Below are 15,482 nucleotides of genomic sequence, written 5' to 3' on the forward strand. Positions count from 1 at the left end.
TCAACGTAGGCTAACCTAACTTCCATGACTTCGTCGAACCCCGTTACCAATTCGTTTTCTCTCGAGCGGGAGTGGCTCGAGCTGCGCTTCCGCGCGGCGCGCCTCACCGACCGGTACTTCGCGACCGAGAGCTACGTCCGCGTGCGCGTCGAGGGCGACGATCTGGAGGGCTTCGGCGAGGTCGCCGGTGCCGACGACCACATCCGCATCTTCCTCCCGGCATACGACGCGTCGGCCAGCCCCGTGGCCGAGCTGCCGTCGGTCGAGGAGCTGCGCGAGGCCCCGAGTCGCGAGTTCACCCCGGTGCAGTGGGGCAAGACCGAAGACGGCGTTCCCTACCTCGACCTCGAATTCGCCCTGCACGGCGACCTCGAAGCGCCCGAGCTTCCCGAGAACGGCGATGGCGCGGCGAGCCGCTGGGCCGTGCACGCCCCGATCGGATCCCCCATCGGCATCGGCGGCCCCCGCGCCACCACCCGCATCGTCGGTTCGCCGGACGGCTGGCTGCTCGCGGGCGACGAGACGGCCATCGCCCAGATCCGCCGCTACGCCGCGATCATCCCCGAGGACGCGCCCGCGCTGATCCTCATCGAGGTGCGGGGCGGTGCCCACCAGGTCGACATCGACACGGCCGCCCCCGTCGCCTACGTGCACCGCGGATCCGATGGAGTGCCGGGATCCGCCCTCGCCTCGGCGCTGCTCGCCCTGGACGACGACGACAAGCCGGGCGACGACCCGTTCGCGTTCGTCGCCGCGGAGCAGTCGATCGTCAAGCCGGCCCGCGACCTCGCCGCCCGCTGGAACATCGACACCGAGCGCGCGGTCATCAAGGGCTACTGGAAGAGCGGCGACACCGAATACCACGCCGCCCACTGACGGCGTCGACGCAAGTGCGGGCGCTTTCGCCCGCGCTCAAGGAAATCGAGGATGGTGCGGAAGGATCCGCTGCCCTGCCCCATCCACCGCCCAGTCGCCTGTCCACCCCGCAGAGGAGCCCGAGAATGTTCGGTAAGCAGAGAGTTGTTTCTACGCGAAGCCTCGGCAAGATGAAACGACTTGTCCGTAAGGGCTGGGTGCTCGCAGGCACGAGCGGTGGAGCGCTCGGCAGCGCCCCCACCTTTTTTCTCACGAGCCCGCCGAAGCCCACCACCACTGAGCCTCGATCATGAACGACGGTCGGTCTACGTATCCGCGCTCGTCGACACGGCACTCGCTTCGGTATCCTCCGCGGACCCGCTTGTAGCGTGATCCATTTGGGCGATGAGCACCACCAGAACCACGACGAAGACCACCATTGGAATGAGGCTAAGCGCCACCTTGACGGACGGCTTCATGATTTCCTTCCCCGCGGGGACGTGCGTCACGCCTGATTCTCCGCGCACACCGATAAACAGGTAATCCCCGCCCCCGTACCGGCGTTCGCGACAAACGCGACCGGACCACGCAGCGCAGCGCCCGTGCCCCCGTGCCCGCTGGCTCCGGGCCTGGCGGGCGGATCCGCGCAGCGGATCCGCGGGACGCGGGCCCGGGGGCACGGGCGCGGAGCGACCGAGCGGATCCCCCGAATGCGGAGCGCCCGCCGGAGCGACTACGACCGGTTCGAGAACGCCGAGTCGAACAGGGCCGAGGGCGGCGTGATCGCGTTGAGCTTGCGTACGAAGCTGACGGCCTCGGCGGCGCCGTCGAGGCGATCCATTCCGGCGTCCTCCCATTCGACGCTCGTCGGCCCGTCGTATCCGATGTAGTTCAGTGCGCGGAAGATCTTCTCCCAGGGAACCTGGCCGTGCCCCGTCGAGACGAAGGTCCAGCCGCGGCGAGGGTTATCCCAGGTGAGGTGGGATCCGAGGACGCCGTTGCGCCCGTCGAGCGCGGTGACCGATTCCTTGACGTGCACGTGGAAGATCTTGTCGGCGAAATCGAGCACGAACGGCACGGGGTCGAGCTGCTGCCACATGAAGTGCGAGGGGTCGAAGTTGAGGCCGAATCCGGGTCGGTCCATGACCTCGAGGGTCTTCTTCGCCGTCCAGTAGTCGTACGCGATCTCGGAGGGGTGAACCTCGAGGGCGAAGCGCACGCCCTCTTCCTCGAACACGTCGATGATCGGGTTCCAGCGGTCGGCGAAGTCCTGGTAGCCGGCCTGGATCACCTCGTCGGAGACGGGCGGGAACATCGCGACGTACTTCCAGATCGCGGATCCGGTGAAGCCCGTCACGGTCTTCACGCCGAGGCGCGCGGCGAGGCGCGCGGTGTTCTTGAGTTCTTCGGCGGCGCGCTGGCGCACGCCCTCGGGATCCCCGTCGCCCCACACCTCGGCGGTGAGGATGTCGCGGTGGCGGAAGTCGATGGGGTCGTCGCAGACGGCCTGGCCGGTGAGGTGGTTCGAGATCGCCCACACCTGCAGGCCGTTCTTCTCGAGGATCGCCTTCCGGTCTGCGATGTAGGCGTCGTCGTCCCACCGCGAGGGGTCGAGGTGGTCTCCGCCGCACGCGATCTCGAGGCCGTCGTAGCCCCACTCGCCGGCGAGGCGACAGACTTCTTCGAAGGGCAGGTCGCCCCACTGTCCGGTGAAGAGCGTGATGGGTCGGGTCATTGCTTTCTCCTTAGATCTGTACCCAGCGCGAGTCGTCGTTGCTGCTCGCTTCGACGGCGTCGAGCACGCGCTGCACCTGCACGCCGTCGTCGAAGGTCGGGGTCGGGGTGGTATCGTTCGCGATAGCGTCGATGAAGTCCTTCACCTGGTGGCTGAACGCGTGCTCGTAGCCGAGCATGTGTCCGGTCGGCCACCAGCCCTCGAGGTAGGGGTGTCCGGGTTCGGTGACGAGCACGCGGGTGAAGCCCTGGCTGAGCTCGTCGGCGGTGCGGTCGTAGACCTGCAGTTCGTTGAGGCTCTCGAGGTTGAAGGCAATCGCCCCCTTGTCGCCGGAGATCTCGACGCTGAGCTCGTTCTTGCGGCCGGTGGCGAAGCGCGTGGCCTCGAACGCGGCGAGCGCGCCGTTCTCGAGGCGGCCCGTGAAGATGGCGACGTCGTCGACGGTGACGGGCGCCTTCTCGTCTCCGCCCTTGCCGGCGATGCCTACGCGTTCCGTCTCGACGGGGCGTTCCTTGACGATCGTGTCGATGACGCCGGAGACCTTCTCCACCGACAGGCCGGTGAGGAACTGCACGAGGTCGATGGCGTGCGCGCCGATGTCGCCGAGCGCCCCGTGGCCCGCAAGGTCCTTCTGCAGTCGCCACGAGAGCGGGGCTTCCGGATCCACGAGCCAGTCCTGCCGGTATGCGGCGCGCACCTGCTGCACGGTACCGACCGCGCCCTGGGCGATGAGGTCGCGCGCGCGGGTCAGTGCGGGCACGCGGCGGTAGGTGAAGCCGAGCATCGCCTTGGCGCTGCTCGAGCGGGCCGCCTCGGCCATCGCTTCCGCGTCGCCCCCGGAGTTCGCGAGGGGCTTCTCGCAGAGCACGTGCTTGCCCGCCTCGAGCGCCGCGATGGCGATCTCGTGGTGGGAGTGCCCGGGCGTGACGATGTCGATGATGTCGATGTCGTCGCGCGTCACGACGTCACGCCAGTCGGTCGCGGATTCCTGCCAGCCCCACTTCGCGGCCGCGTCGGCGACCGCCTCCGGGTTCCGGCCGACGATCACGGCCATCTCGATGTCGTTCGGCAGGTCGAAGACGCGGGGCGCGGTGCGCCAGGCCTGGGAATGGGCGGCGCCCATAAATCCGTATCCGATCATCGCTACCCGGAGTGTGCCGGTCATGGAGGGATCCTTTCTGCTGCGGTCCTCGTTCGAGGTACCCGCATTCTCTCGTGTCATCGCGCTCATCGCAGCGAATCGACGCATTCCGTATCCGAATCGGCCGGTTGCGTCGATGCCGTCCGCCCCGTCGCGAGGCCGGGGACGGAGGCGACATCCGCGATCCCGCTGACTGCCGGGACCGCGGATGTCGCGGGGTCAGGATTCGAAGGCCTGGTCGATGTACTGGTCCACGTTCTCGGCGGTCACAACGGGCGCATCGAGAACGATGCGGCGCGGGATGCCCTGGGTGACGAGTTCGGACATCGACTCGCCCTTCGCGAGCGAGCGGGCGAGCGCGATGCCGTCCGCCGCCTGCGTGTAGGGGTAGAGGATCGTCGCTTCGACAACGCTGTCGGGGTTCTGGATCTCCTCCATCATGTTCTTGCTGCCGGCGCCGCCGACGAGGATGAACTCGTCGCGGCCAGCGTTGTTGATGGCGGCGAGGACGCCGATGCCCTGGTCGTCGTCGTGGTTCCAGATCGCGTCGAAGTGATCGTTCGCGGTCAGCAGCGCGGTGGTCTGCTCCTCTCCGCCGGCGACGGTGAAGTCGGTGGCCACGCGCGCGTCGACGTCGAGGCCGCACTCGGCGAGCGCGTCTTCGAATCCCTGCGAACGGTCCTGGGTCAGCGGGAGCGAGTCGATGCCGGCGATCTCGCCGATGACCGCGTCGTCGACGCCCTCCATCTGCTCGCAGATGTGCTGTCCCGCCGAGACGCCCATGCCGTAGTTGTCACCCAGGATGGTCACGCGGGCGGCATCGGGGTCGGAGAACTCGCGGTCGACGTTCACGACGGGGATCCCGGCCGCCATGGCCTCGAGCGCGACCGGGGTGAGGGCTGCCCCGTCCGTGGGCAGCATCACGATGACGTCGACGCCGTCGTTGATGAACTGTTCGACGGCGGCGATCTGCTGGTTCGCGTCGTCGGTTCCCTCGGCGACGCGCAGTTCGACGTCGTCGAAGCTCGCCGCCGTGTCCTCCGCGGCCTGACCGATCGAACCCAACCAGCCGTGCGAAATCGCGGGGCCGGACCAGCCGATCGTCACGGTTCCGTCGGACGAGCCCTCGCCGTCGGTCGAGCCCGTGTCGCCGCCCTGCTCTGCCGGGGCCTCGGGAGCGCTCTCCCCTTCGGTGCCATCGCTCGTACAACCCGCGAGGAGACCGATCGCTGCCAGCGCGGCCACGCCGGTGAGCAGCGGACGGCGCCATGTCGTGGATACCTGCATGATTCCTCCTTGAAGTGGTGCAGTCGGTCGACGCCGCCGCCCCATCACCCAGGCTTGTCTACGTCGACACCCGCGACGTTAGCAGAACACGTGCACAGCTGTACATCTTTTGCGTGCCAATCGTTATAAGTCGGGCGAGGCCGTTTTCTTGCCGCTGACCGGTGACATCTTTGCCGAGCATCCCGTGGAGGAATTCGGATCCTGGCCCTGTTGCTCGAGTTGCCCGCGGTGTTATGTTCATCGCGTGATCAAAGTCGACCACCAACCGTCATTACTCTCGGTGCGGGGAATCAAGAAGCGCTTCGGCCCCGTGAAGGCGCTGCGCGGCGTCGACCTGGACGTCGCCCCGGGCGAGGTGCATTGCCTCCTCGGCCAGAACGGCGCGGGCAAGTCGACGCTCATCAAGGTGCTCGCGGGCGTGCACTCCCCCGACACCGGCGAGCTGCTCTGGCACGGCGAGCGCGCGAACGTCGACGGGCCACAATCGGCTATCGATCTCGGCATCGCCACGATGTACCAGGAGCTGGACGTCGTCGACGGCCTGACGATCGCCGAGAACATTTTCCTCGGCCACGAGCTCACCCGCGGCGGTTTCACCCAGCGTTCGGCGCAGGTCGCCCGCACTCGCGAACTCCTCAACCGGCTCGGCCACGGTTCGCTCTCGCCACACGCCGAAGTCGGGTCGCTCAGCGCCGCCGAGAAGCAGATCGTCAGCATGGCGCGCGCTCTCTCGCACGACATCGAGCTGATCATCATGGACGAGCCCTCGGCGGTTCTCGACGGGGAGGAGGTCGAGAACCTCTTCCGCGTGGTGAAGGAGCTCACCTCGCAGGGCATCGCCGTCATCTACATCACGCACCGCCTCGCCGAGATCCGAGCGATCGGCGACCGCATCACCGTGCTGAAGGACGGCGCCTCGACCGCGAGCAACCTGCTCGTGGCTGACACCCCGACCGACGTTCTCATCCGGCACATGACCGGTCGCGCGCTGAAGAACGCCTTCCCCCCGCGGCCCGGCGTCGCGCACGACGCTCCCGTCGTGCTCGACGTCGAGGGCCTCGGCCGAAGCGGCGAGTTCGACGACGTCTCCTTCCAGGTGCGCGCGGGCGAGATCGTGGGGCTCGCGGGCCTCGTCGGCTCGGGCCGCTCGGAGATCGTCGAGACGATCTACGGCGCCCGCCGGGCGAGCGAGGGATCCGTCTTCGTGCGCGGCGCGAAGCTGCCGCGCGGATCCGTCGACGCGGCGGTGTCCGCGGGTCTGGGGCTCAGCCCCGAGGAGCGCAAGTCGCAGGGGCTCATTCTCGGCGAACCGATCTTCCGCAACATCACCCTGTCCAGCTTCGCGCGGTTCGCGAAGGCCGGCTTCCTCGACGAGGGCGCCGAGAAGACCGCCGCCGACGAGCAGATCGCGGCGCTCGAGCTGCGGCCCGCGGATCCTGCGCTCCCGGCGAGCGCGCTCTCGGGCGGCAACCAGCAGAAGATCCTCCTCGCGCGGTGGCTGGTGCACGGCAGCAGCATCCTGCTGCTCGATGAGCCGACCCGCGGCGTCGACGTCGGTGCCCGCGCGGAGATCTACGCGCTCATCCGGGCGCTCGCCGATGCCGGCAACGCCATCGTCGTCATCTCGAGCGAGATCGAGGAGGTGCTCGGCCTCGCCGACACCGTGCTCGTCATCGGCGACGGGCGCCTCCTTTCCACAGTCGACTCCTCCGAGATCGACGAGCACGGCGTGCTCGATCTCGTCATGAAGGGAACAGCAGCGTGAGCACGCAATCCACGGACACCACCGGCACGACGGCGACGCCGCCGTCGGCCCTCCGGCGCGCCCTCTCGGGATCCGCCGGCCGCAACCTCGGTCTCGTCGTCGCACTCGCGGTCATCTTCGCCGTCGGAACCATCACCGACGGCGCGGGATTCGCGGGCCTCGACAACATCCTCGTCATCCTCCGCCAGGCCTCGGTCATCGGCGTGATCAGCATCGGCATGACGTTCGTCATCCTCGCGGGCGGCATCGACCTCTCCGTCGGTGCGGTGCTCGCCCTGGCATCCGTGGTCGCCACGGCCGACGCGCTGCAGGACGTCATCGTCGAGAACACTCACTGGATCATGCTCGTGGTGATCGCGCTCGCCACCGGGTTCCTCGCCGGTCTCATCAACGGCGTCGTCATCGCCTATGGCAAGGTCGCCGCGTTCATGGCGACCCTCGCGATGATGGTGGGCGCGCGCGGCCTCGCCGAGCTCGTGTCGGGCAACCGCAACACGCTCGTCGATTCGAGCGAGTTCAAGCGCGCCTTCAACGTCGACATCCTCGGCGTCGACATCCTCATCTGGATCTTCGTGCTCGTCGCCGCCGCCGGCTGGATCCTGCTGAACCGCACGACCTTCGGCCGGCGCACCGTCGCGATCGGCGGCAACCGGGAGGCGGCGCGCCTCTCGGGCATCAAGGTGAAGCGCCACACGATGTGGCTGTACGCCCTCGCCGGCACCTGCGCGGGCATCGCCGCCGTCATGATGCTGGCCCGCACGACCACCGGAACCGCCACGCACGGCAACCTGTACGAGCTCGACGCGATCGCCGCGGTGGTCGTCGGCGGCACGCTGCTGATCGGCGGACGCGGCACCATCACCGGCACGGTGTTCGGCGTGCTGATCTTCTCGACGCTGTCGAACGTGTTCGTGCAACTGAACCTCTCGTCGTCGGTGCAGGCCGTCGCGAAGGGCATCATCATCGTCGTCGCGGTGCTCCTGCAGCAGCGCTTCGCCTCGAGGCCCGGCCAGTAGCTCGGTTCCGCCGCGCACGCGGCCCGGCGCCCTCACCGTTTCGCCGGACCGCTCACATAGCATGGGGCACATTCGGCGATCGGCGGTCTGGTTCGAACGATCGTCTCGAACGAGGGGATCGACATGGCTGAGACGACGTCCGGGGTGCGCGGGAGCGTGGGCGAGCTGATCCAGATCCTGCGCGACGGCGCGCCGCGCACCCGTGCCGAACTCGCGCGACTCACGGGACTCGCCCGCTCGACGATCGCCGCCCGCATCGACTCGCTCCTGTCGACGGGACTCATCACCCCGGTGGCCGACGGTGTCTCTACCGGCGGCCGCCCGCCGTCGCAGTTCGCGCTGAACCCCGCGGCGCGCGTGATCATCGCCGCCGACCTCGGAGCCTCGCACGGCACGGTCGCGGTTACCGACCTCACCGGATCCGTGCTCGCCGAGACCGAGGGGAGCATCCGGATCGCCGACGGCCCCGAAACCGTCCTGTCGTGGCTCGTCGAGAGATCCCGCGAGCTGCTTGACGAGGCCGGTCACGCCGGCGACGACGTCGCCGCGATCGGCATCGGCCTGCCCGGTCCCGTCGAGTTCTCGACGGGCCAGCCCGTCAATCCGCCGATCATGCCCGGCTGGGATCGCTTCGATGTACCCGGCTGGATGCGCAACCACTTCGACGTGCCGGTGCTCGTCGACAACGACGTGAATATCGCCGCTCTCGGCGAGCGCTCCGTCGCCTGGCCCGAGTGCGACGACCTGCTCTTCGTCAAGGTCGCCACGGGCATCGGCGCGGGGATCATCTCGGGCGGGGGCCTGCAGCGCGGCGCGCAGGGCATCGCCGGCGACGTCGGACACGTGCCGCTCGCCCGCGGCGCCGACGTGCCGTGCACCTGCGGCAACACGGGCTGTCTCGAGGCGCTCGCCTCCGGCCCCGCGATCGCACGCGCGCTGAGCGAGCAGGGCGAACCGGCCGAAACGGGCAACGACATCGTCGAGCTCGTCAAGAACGGCAACCTCGCCGCGATCCAGGCCGTGCGCCAGGCGGGCCGCGACGTGGGCGAGATGCTCACCGTCGCGGTAAGCATGATCAACCCGTCGATCATCGTGATCGGCGGATCCATGGCCCGCGTGGGCGACCAGCTCATCGCGGGCGTGCGGGAGGTCGTCTACACCCGCTCGATGCCGCTGGCGACCGAGCACCTCTCGATCGCCCAGTCGGCGGCCGGATCCCGCGCCGCCGTGATCGGGGCGAGCCTGCTCGCCATCGAGCACGCGCTCTCGCCCGAGGGGATCCGGGCGATCGCGGAGGCGCGCATCGCGACCGCCGCGGCGTGATCGCGCGCGGGTGAGCGGGCACCGCGCGGTCGGGCTACGCACGGTCGGACACCGCGCGGTCTGAAGTTGGATGCGGTGGGGTAGTGGGTGCTCGTTGATCGCCATTTGCCGCGTGATTCCGCGGATGCCGTCGTGGTTGGTCGCGGCTGATTGAGGGTGGTATCAGTGGAGCTACCGGCACAGAACCGGCACAGCGGGGCTAGGCAGATCTACTTCCAGGTCGATAAGGGGTCAGTTCGAAGCCGACGTTAGTCGAGGCAAAGGTGTGGCCATGGTTCCAATCCCACCAACGACCGTCCTGAACGCGGAGTACCAACTTGTCGTACTTCGAGATCGCAACTCCGGCGGTTGACTCCAGGTGGAGCGCGAGAGCATCGGTGGTCGAAATTACCAGTCCGATGTACATGAGTAGCGCGTTCACCGCGTGAGTCTCATGAATGGTCCATCTAACGACTGGATCGGTCATGCCGGATGAGTGAGCATCAAGAGTGACCGCACAGGTTGCGGAGATCGCCTCGACGAACAGGCGCTCGTCGGCGGAGGCAGCCTTTCGGGTTCGAAGGTTCCGAAGCATGGCTTGTTGTGACTTGAGGAATATCAGCGTCGAGACGTCTTGGTGGGCAAACGAGTTACGAATCTTGACGAATCGCCCCAACACGTCTGAAGCTTCATCCTCCGCGAACTCTCGAAATCCGGCGTAGGCCGTGTAGATCAACCGGTAGTCCAAGGTCTTGTCTGCGAGATCTGACCGTCGATACGCAGGCGATGAGAACGCAAGGTGTGCGCGCCAATGCTCGCTCGGGGTGAAGTCGACGTAATCGTTTAGCAGGTTGTCCAGGTTCTGGGGGCCAGGTGACTGCATCGCCTTTCCGATTGCTGTCGTAAGCCGATTGAGTGCCAGCGCGGGCGTGCCGAGACTTGCCAGAGCGGCAACTGTCAGGGCCTCAAAAGTCTCCTCGACCGCCGCGATCGTCGAGGCGATCACGGCTCTGTAGAGTGACTCTTGGCGGGCGTCGGGGCGCCCTTCACGCCCGCTCCCAGAGGGCTTGCGACTTCTGGCGATGTCGATCAGGTCTACGACCGTGTAGGTCGCAGTCGTCGCCCGATCAAGGGCCGACTGTAGCGGATGAGCGAGCATGGATTTGACAGCCTTTGAGTCGATGGATGAAACGCCGGGTTCGGACAGACCCTAGCGCACAGTTCAAGGACTCAGGACGCGTCGTAAACTCGCACTTGTCGGACGCTATGGCTGGCCAACCCGCTTTGGGGAAGTCGCGGCTGGTTTGGCATGGTTTCAGCACGGAACTACCGGCACAGAGCCTAAGAGAGCAAGACGTTCTAGCCAGAGACCGACGCGCGCCTGCTCAACTCCCAAAGACTTGGTCAACAGAGCTCGAAGGCGCGTCACGGGGAAACGGCATGTCGTTGTCACGTCGATCACGGTGAGAACATCGCCAACTTTGTTTGCGTCGGTTCGAGGACGTGAGCCGCAAAGGACCCATGCTTGAGATCGACTACTTCTTGCCGATGGAGTCCATCGAACTTATGTAATCCTGCAAGAGTCCTGTTGCTTCAAGCAATCGCCAGGGGTTACTCGCTGCCGCAGTGCGCCGATCCTCTTCCTGGATTCTGCACCATGAACAGTGATCGCCCTGTCCGAGAGGTTCACCGCAGGATCGGCAGGAGTTCGCAGCCTCTGAGATCGCGCCGTCCACAAAGACACAAGCCGAGCCACCCGAATCCGTGAAGTAGGGAGTGATGCTGGTGCGCCCGATCCTGCATTTGTACACTTCGCAACCAATCTCGGCTGCGAGCAAGCGCAGTTTCGACTCCGTGTCAGCATCTACATTCGGACCGAGGATCACCGCGGTCACGCACTGGCGCGAGATCGGAAGGATCGATGCCCCACCCTTTTGGAGAAGCCTGGTCGCATCGTTCAGAACGAGGCGCCTTTCCTTCTCGTAAGACCAACACGTAGCCTTTGTAAAGTAGGCGGCGCTGTACACGCTATTGCGGAGAAAGTAGATGTCTCTGGGCTTCTGGCGATACTGCGCCCGCGCGAGCGACCCTGAGATTTCATCGCGGATCGTGTCGCGGTATGTTACGTCCTGAATGACGCCGTCGTTGCGGAGCTCAGCATGCAGAATGTCTTCGTCCACCTCGATGACAAACCCCTGACCGTTCTGGCCGTAGTGGGCCCACATCGGAACCACATCGGGGTTGCTCGAGAAGCATGTTGTGGGCATATCTAGTATCTCCCCCATCACTTCCTCGTAGAAAGCGAGGGTTGCCGACGAAGAGTTGTGATCTACGGTGAGAAACAGCTCGAAAGGGTCATTAAACTCTCTCGGCAGGGAGAACTTTATGGTAGCTCCATCGTGTGAGAGAGCTACACCTGCAAGTTCGGGGCCTAAGTACTTGTACAGCTTTCGGGTCATGGGTTTGCCTTTCGAAGGCTTGGTGGCCGTTTGCCGCCATGGTCGGGGAAGTGAGCGTTGGGCGCGGACGGTTCAGGGCATCAGCGGATCTGCCGGTACAGATCGGCCCCAGTTCGCCGAAGCTTCGTTCATCGCAGTGGGCGATCTCGCGACTTGTAATGCTTGCGCGCTTCATCGAAATGAGCGTCGTCTCTGCTTGCTAGGTAGGCAACTGCTTCGTTCGAGTAGACGTGGCTCGCCGCAGTGTCATGCTTCCATGCATATCGCTTGTCTTCTTTCAATTTGCCGAACCACACGGCTGCATCTCTGTCGTACGCGTTCAGCGTTCGTCCGGTCTTACGCTTCGCGTTGACCTTCTCCAGCAGTGCCGTGGCGTTCCACGGGTGTCCGGTGTTCGGATCATAGGTATGCGTCACCGCCTTACCTTCCGCGCTTTGGTTCACCGCGACCGACAGATCGGCTGCGCTCGCCTGTTTCTTGTTATGCAGGTTGACGTCGTAGTAAGTGTAAATCCGACCGGTGTCGCCGCCTGCCCGCTCGACGCTCTCGATCCCTTTGCGGAGTTCTTCGAGAAAACTATCGATGGCTGGTGCCGCTCGCGCGTCGGAATCGACCCGCATGAACTGCACGGCCTCGGCTGGAGTGGTTGCCCCGAGCGGAAGAAGGTCCCAAGTGATCGATTCAGCGATGTCCTTGCCGCCGACCGCAAACAGAAAGTCGCGGAAGTTGAGCACCGTTTGTTGGAGATACGAGTAGACGACGGCGCCAAGGCCGTCGGCGTTATAGAGGTGGATGGCACGATTTTCAGTCGCGCGGTCGGGCGCCGCGTCGCGGCTGGCGGGCCGGATTCCCGTCAGCGCGCCAGGATCGCGTCGACGAGCACCTCGGCGGTCTCGCGCTTCGACCCTGCGACGTCGGCGACCACGCCGTGCTCATCGACGACGATCAGGTGGTTGTCGGAGCGCTCGAAGCCCGTGTTCCACCCGACCTCGTTGGCCGCGAGGAGGTCGCAGCCCTTGCGCCGCCGCTTCGCCATCGCGCGCTCGGTCAGCGTCGTGTCGCCCGGGGTCTCGGCGGCGAAGCCGACGACGATCTGCCCGTCCTGCTTGTTCGCGGCGAGCCCCGCGAGGATGTCGTTCGTCTCGACGAGCGTGAGCGTGAGGGTGCCGTCGGCGTTCTCCTTGCGGAGCTTCTCATTCGAGACCTCGGCGAGGCGGTAGTCGCTCACCGCCGCCGCCATCACGACGACGTCGCGCGAGGGTGCCTCCGTCGCGACCGTTTCCTCGAGCTCGGCGGTCGTGCTGACGCCGATCACCTCGATCTCGGGCGTCACGGCCGCCAGGACGGAGGCGTCGACGTTGACGGCGATCAGGGTCACCTCGGCGCCTCGCGCCGCCGCGGCGAGCGCAACCTCGACGCCCTGCCTGCCGCTCGAGCGGTTGCCGATGAACCGCACGGGGTCGAGCGGCTCGCGCGTGCCGCCCGCCGTAACGAGCCACCGCTGCCCCTCCGCGAACGCGTCGAGCGCTCCCGCGCCGTCCTGCTCCTGGGCCCGCCACGCGCCGAACTCGTGCGCGTGACCGTGCGCGGATGCGTCTGGGTCCCCGTGCGCGTGGATGCCGGATCCCGCGACGGCGCGCGGCGCCTCCCCCGGGACGGCGGGGTCGGGGGTGCCCGGATCCGCGAGACGCGCGAGCTCGCGCGCAGCGGCCGCGTAGATGGCCTCCGGCTCCGCCATCCTGCCGGGCCCGGAGTCACCGCCCGTGAGCTCGCCGGCGACCGGGCCGATCATGTGCACGCCGCGCTCGACGAGCGTCGAGACGTTGGCCTGCGTTGCCGGGTGCTGCCACATCTCTGTGTGCATCGCGGGCGCGATGACCACGGGAGCCCGCGTCGCGAGGAGCGTCGTGCCGAGCAGATCGTCGGCGAGGCCCGCCGTCATCTTGGCCATGGTGTTCGCGGTCGCCGGCGCGATCACGACGAGGTCGGCGCGCTGGCCGAGGGCGACGTGGCGCACGCGCGCGACGTCGTCGTGCACGCTCGTCGTCACGGGGTTGCGGCTGATCGCCTCCCACGTCGGCTGCCCGACGAATCGCAGCGCGTTCTCGGTCGGCACGACGTGCACGTCGTGGCCGTCCTTCACGAGCAAGCGCACGAGTTGCACGGTCTTGTATGCGGCGATGCCGCCGGTCACGCCCACGACGATGAACATGTGCCCATCATGCCACCCGCCCCCGACGAACGAAATTTGTACGAATGAACGCGACATGGCGCCGGAATTCATCGAACTGTTGTTCGCGTGCGCGTAGAGTGGAAGAGATGTGCACCGTCGTGATCCGCGTTCCCGAGAGCCCCGAGGGCCCCATTCAGCTGCTCGCGGTGCGCGATGAGGATCCGAGCCGCGAGTGGGATCCGCTCGGCGCGTGGTGGGGCGACCGCCCCGGCGTCATCGGCGTGCGCGATCGCCGCGCCGGCGGCGCATGGCTGGCGGCGGATCCCGGCGCGGGCCGCCTCGCCGTGGTTCTGAACCGCGAGGGATCCCCCGAGCTGCCCGAGGCCGAGATCGCCTCGCGCGGCGAGCTGCCGCTCGACGCCCTCCGGGGCGAGATCCCCGAGGTCGGGCGCATGCGCGGCTTCAACCTCGTGAAGATCGTCGGCGGGCTGGGCGCCGCGGTCACCTCGTGGGAGGGATCCGGTCTGCTGCGCACACAGACGCTCGCGCCCGGCACGCACATGCTGGCGCACCACGACGTCGACGACCCGCGCACGGCGCGCATCACGCAGTGGCGGGGTGAGTTCGAGGCCGCACCGTTCGAGATCTGGCCGGAGCTGCTGATCCGTACCGAAAAGGTCGGGCCGGACGACGACCGGGCGATCATTCGCGACAATCGTGCGCACGGCTGGCCGACGCTCACGACGCTCGCCTGCCTCGCCGAGGTCCACCCGGATCGCGCCGAGGTCCGCTACGCGGAACTGCCGACCCCCGGAGACCCCTCCCCGCTCGCCTTCTCGTAAGCCCCCTCGGTCCGCGAGATCTCCCCCTTTTCGCGAGAGCGCACCCATTTCGGTGCGATCTCGCGAAATCGCTGCGATCTCGCGGGCTTGTCACCGCGCCAGCGTCGCCGCGATACCCCACCCCAAGGAGAGTCATCATGATGGGTACCTCGCACGCGATATCGGGCGCCGCCGCCTGGGGCGCCGTCACGCTGATCGCGCCGACCATGGGCTGGGCGCCCGTGGATCCGATCGGCGTCATCACCGGCGCCGCCGTCTGCGCGGGCGCCGCGCTGCTGCCCGATATGGATCACCCGTCGTCCACCGTCGCGGCCGGGCTCCCCGGCGGCCGCGTCATCGCCGGCGCCGTCGGCGGCCTCACGGGCGGACACCGCAAGGGCATGCACTCGCTCGTCGCCGTGCTCGGCGTGATGATCGCCGCGATCGCCCTGAGCTTCGTCACCTGGACGCCCGCGGGGTGGCAGACCCCGCTCGCCCTCGGCCCGGCGATCGCCGCCGCCGTGTGCATCGCGGTCGGCACCAAGTGCGTGCGACTGGTCAGGGGCTGGGTGGCCTCGTGGATGGTCGGCGTCGCGGCCGCGGCCGCCATGATGTGGTTCTTCCCCGACGAGTTCGGCTGGCTGCCGGCGTGCATCGGCGTGGGGTATCTGGCCCACCTCGTCGGCGACACGCTCACGACCGGCGGGGTTCCCTGGCTGTGGCCGGTGATGATGCGCCGGCCGGCCGCGTTGCGCCGGATGCCGCTCGTGCGGCAGCTCTGGCCGCGCAAGGGATCCTTCGCCCTGCCCCTGCTCGGAAACGCCGGATCCCGGAGGGAGTGGGTGCTGTCGCTCGCTCTCGGCGTGTTCGCGCTGTGGATCCTCGGCCGCGCCGGCGCGGAGCTCCTCGGCTCCCTGAGCGCGTAGAT

The 15,482-nt window shown here is 67.3% G+C and carries 14 protein-coding genes; 6 read left to right on the top strand and 8 right to left on the bottom strand.

The features are described from left to right. Positions 1-24 precede the first annotated feature (24 nt). A complete protein-coding gene (locus IEX05_RS12195; RefSeq protein ID WP_188702263.1) occupies positions 25-876 on the top strand; it encodes a siderophore-interacting protein in 852 nt (283 codons plus the stop codon). A 305-nt stretch (positions 877-1,181) separates the two neighbouring features. Here the strand turns inward: IEX05_RS12195 and IEX05_RS12200 are convergent, their stop codons facing one another. The 4 genes from IEX05_RS12200 to IEX05_RS12215 all read right to left on the bottom strand — a co-directional run bounded on the left by IEX05_RS12200 (position 1,182) and on the right by IEX05_RS12215 (position 5,018). Beyond that, a complete protein-coding gene (locus IEX05_RS12200; RefSeq protein WP_188702264.1) occupies positions 1,182-1,364 on the bottom strand; it encodes a hypothetical protein in 183 nt (60 codons plus the stop codon). Between the two features lie 224 nt (positions 1,365-1,588). Next, positions 1,589-2,590: a sugar phosphate isomerase/epimerase family protein gene (locus IEX05_RS12205; RefSeq protein WP_188702265.1), complete on the bottom strand. Its 1,002-nt coding sequence runs from the start codon at positions 2,588-2,590 to the stop codon at positions 1,589-1,591. A gap of 10 nt (positions 2,591-2,600) precedes the next feature. Continuing rightward, positions 2,601-3,755 carry a Gfo/Idh/MocA family protein gene (locus IEX05_RS12210; protein ID WP_188702266.1) on the bottom strand — a complete coding sequence of 385 codons (1,155 nt, stop codon included), beginning with the start codon at positions 3,753-3,755 and terminating at the stop codon, positions 2,601-2,603. Between the two features lie 195 nt (positions 3,756-3,950). Then, positions 3,951-5,018 (bottom strand): substrate-binding domain-containing protein, encoded by a 1,068-nt coding sequence (locus IEX05_RS12215; protein ID WP_188702267.1) that lies wholly within the window; start codon positions 5,016-5,018, stop codon positions 3,951-3,953. Between the two features lie 244 nt (positions 5,019-5,262). Between IEX05_RS12215 and IEX05_RS12220 the strand changes: the two genes are divergently transcribed. The 3 genes from IEX05_RS12220 to IEX05_RS12230 all read left to right on the top strand — a co-directional run bounded on the left by IEX05_RS12220 (position 5,263) and on the right by IEX05_RS12230 (position 9,122). Further along, complete coding sequence (locus tag IEX05_RS12220; RefSeq protein WP_373286305.1) at positions 5,263-6,783, top strand: sugar ABC transporter ATP-binding protein; 1,521 nt, start codon at positions 5,263-5,265, stop codon at positions 6,781-6,783. Next, entirely contained in the window at positions 6,780-7,799 is a 1,020-nt protein-coding gene (locus tag IEX05_RS12225) for an ABC transporter permease (protein WP_188702268.1), read from the top strand. The genes IEX05_RS12220 and IEX05_RS12225 overlap by 4 nt, the downstream gene beginning before the upstream one ends. 123 nt (positions 7,800-7,922) lie before the next feature. Next, a complete protein-coding gene (locus IEX05_RS12230; RefSeq protein WP_188702269.1) occupies positions 7,923-9,122 on the top strand; it encodes an ROK family transcriptional regulator in 1,200 nt (399 codons plus the stop codon). A 199-nt stretch (positions 9,123-9,321) separates the two neighbouring features. On the opposite strand, the gene IEX05_RS12235 is transcribed toward IEX05_RS12230, so the two are convergent. The 4 genes from IEX05_RS12235 to IEX05_RS12250 all read right to left on the bottom strand — a co-directional run bounded on the left by IEX05_RS12235 (position 9,322) and on the right by IEX05_RS12250 (position 13,772). Beyond that, on the bottom strand, positions 9,322-10,260 hold the full coding sequence (locus tag IEX05_RS12235; protein ID WP_188702270.1) for a hypothetical protein: 939 nt from the start codon (positions 10,258-10,260) through the stop codon (positions 9,322-9,324). Positions 10,261-10,636: 376 nt separating this feature from the next. After that, positions 10,637-11,560, bottom strand: a complete 924-nt coding sequence (locus IEX05_RS12240) for a DUF2971 domain-containing protein (RefSeq protein ID WP_188702272.1) — start codon at positions 11,558-11,560, stop codon at positions 10,637-10,639. Between the two features lie 128 nt (positions 11,561-11,688). After that, positions 11,689-12,294, bottom strand: coding sequence for a hypothetical protein (locus IEX05_RS12245; RefSeq protein WP_188702274.1), 606 nt, complete (start codon positions 12,292-12,294; stop codon positions 11,689-11,691). 119 nt (positions 12,295-12,413) lie between these two features. Next, complete coding sequence (locus IEX05_RS12250; RefSeq protein WP_188702276.1) at positions 12,414-13,772, bottom strand: bifunctional phosphopantothenoylcysteine decarboxylase/phosphopantothenate synthase; 1,359 nt, start codon at positions 13,770-13,772, stop codon at positions 12,414-12,416. Between the two features lie 107 nt (positions 13,773-13,879). Between IEX05_RS12250 and IEX05_RS12255 the strand changes: the two genes are divergently transcribed. Together IEX05_RS12255 and IEX05_RS12260 are read left to right on the top strand one after the other, a co-directional pair. Next, positions 13,880-14,575: an NRDE family protein gene (locus tag IEX05_RS12255; RefSeq protein WP_188702277.1), complete on the top strand. Its 696-nt coding sequence runs from the start codon at positions 13,880-13,882 to the stop codon at positions 14,573-14,575. A gap of 137 nt (positions 14,576-14,712) precedes the next feature. Then, complete coding sequence (locus IEX05_RS12260; RefSeq protein WP_188702278.1) at positions 14,713-15,480, top strand: metal-dependent hydrolase; 768 nt, start codon at positions 14,713-14,715, stop codon at positions 15,478-15,480. Positions 15,481-15,482 lie beyond the last annotated feature (2 nt).

The organism is Microbacterium nanhaiense, assembly GCF_014646015.1.
Classification (GTDB): Bacteria; Actinomycetota; Actinomycetes; order Actinomycetales; family Microbacteriaceae; genus Microbacterium; species Microbacterium nanhaiense.